The 1,539-nt window shown below is 37.1% G+C and carries 3 protein-coding genes; 2 read left to right on the forward strand and 1 reads right to left on the reverse strand.

Annotated features, from left to right (window positions below; genetic code table 11):
• On the reverse strand, positions 1–80 hold an 80-nt coding region (locus tag J536_RS26380), incomplete at its 3' end, for a hypothetical protein (RefSeq protein WP_228130731.1).
• A gap of 103 nt (positions 81–183) precedes the next feature.
• Between J536_RS26380 and J536_RS24340 the strand changes: the two genes are divergently transcribed.
• On the forward strand, positions 184–552 hold the full coding sequence (locus J536_RS24340; RefSeq protein ID WP_017400240.1) for a YbaN family protein: 369 nt from the start codon (positions 184–186) through the stop codon (positions 550–552).
• 212 nt (positions 553–764) lie between these two features.
• Positions 765–1,268 (forward strand): cell wall-recycling L,D-carboxypeptidase ElsL, encoded by a 504-nt coding sequence (gene elsL, locus J536_RS24345; protein WP_032062551.1) that lies wholly within the window; start codon positions 765–767, stop codon positions 1,266–1,268.
• Positions 1,269–1,539 lie beyond the last annotated feature (271 nt).

A 1,539-nucleotide genomic window follows, 5' to 3' on the forward strand; every position in this document is an offset into this window, starting at 1 on the left:
AAAGCCAACTGTCGCACTATAGGATGTTGAAATTGAAGCCATGGTTCGAAATAGGAAGTTTTCACTGAGGCAATATTCATATATTTAATACTCGAAGTAATTCATCCTAATTTCATAAGGGATCAACAAACAATATTAGAAAAACACTTTATACTAACGCTAACAGCAGGTTAAGGTTTATATATGCGAACATTGTTCTGGCGCTCTTTGGTCGTGATTTTTATCACACTAGGCATTATTGGAGCAATTTTACCAGGTATGCCCACAACAGTGTTTTTGATTCTAGCTGCATGGGCAGCTTCGAAAGGATGGCCACAAATGGATGATTGGTTATTAAACCATCCCAAATACGGCCCAACATTACGTGATTGGCGAGCCAATGGTACAGTACCACGTAAAGCCAAATGGATTGCAAGCATAATGATGGCAATCAGTGGCCTTATAATGCTGTTTACTTCAGCACCGCTTTGGGTCAAGGTTTTTACTGATACTACCATGTTCATCGTTGCAGTTTGGTTATGGCTACGCCCTGAGCCAAAATTAAAAGATTGATAATCTTTTAATTTTGGCGCAAGACAAGCAGTGAAACTGCGCGTAGATAAGAGAAGATTGATAATCTTTTAATTTTGGCTCAAGACAAGCAGCGAAACTGCGCGTAGATAAGAGAAGATTGATAATCTTTTAATTTTGGCGCAAGACAAGTTCTTCATATAAATTTTTACTTAAACTCAAAGTATTTGAGTTGATATAAGAGAATAAGTTCAATGTCTCAATTTAAGCTCGAAGATGTAGATGTCCTCATCGATTTAGCAAATCAAACATTAACTTTGCCTAAACATAATAAATTTTATGTCATTTCTACCGGAAAGAACGGAATCGGTGAGCAAGAGAATACTGGTAGGACTCCACGTGGATGGCATAGGGTTGCAAAAAAAATTGGTGCACAATCTCCTCAAAATGCGGTTTTTATTGCACGTAAGCCCACAGGGGAGGTCTATAGTAGTGAACTAGCAGCACAATTCCCTGAAAGAGATTGGATATTGTCACGTATTCTTTGGTTAGATGGCTTAGAAGAAGGCTTTAATAAAGGCGAAGGTCATGACACCATGCAGCGTTATATCTATATTCATGGCACTCCTGATAAAGAACCGATGGGCGTTCCCATGTCACATGGCTGTATTCGAATGCGTAATGAAGAAATCATTGAACTGTTTGATTTAGTCGCTGAAGATGCATTGGTTTATTTGTCTGAGCAATCTTTAACCTAAAATAAGATTTTAAAAATTTTTATTTAATTAGCTGAATGATCAAAATATTAAAATAAGTGCTTAAATAAAATACAAAAAATTGTTTTTTACTTAATAATGACTTATTTTTAATCATTCATTCGCATTTTTTTGAAAAGTTGTCGAAAAGCGTTTGACACCTGTTAAAGATTCTCTATAATGCACCTCACAAACGATGAAGACGTTAAGGGCGCTTAGCTCAGTTGGTAGAGCGTCTGCCTTACAAGCAGAATGTCGGCGGTTCGATCCCGTC

It is taken from the genome of Acinetobacter sp. 809848 (genome assembly GCF_000581275.1).
In the GTDB taxonomy this organism is placed as follows: Bacteria; Pseudomonadota; Gammaproteobacteria; order Pseudomonadales; family Moraxellaceae; genus Acinetobacter; species Acinetobacter pittii.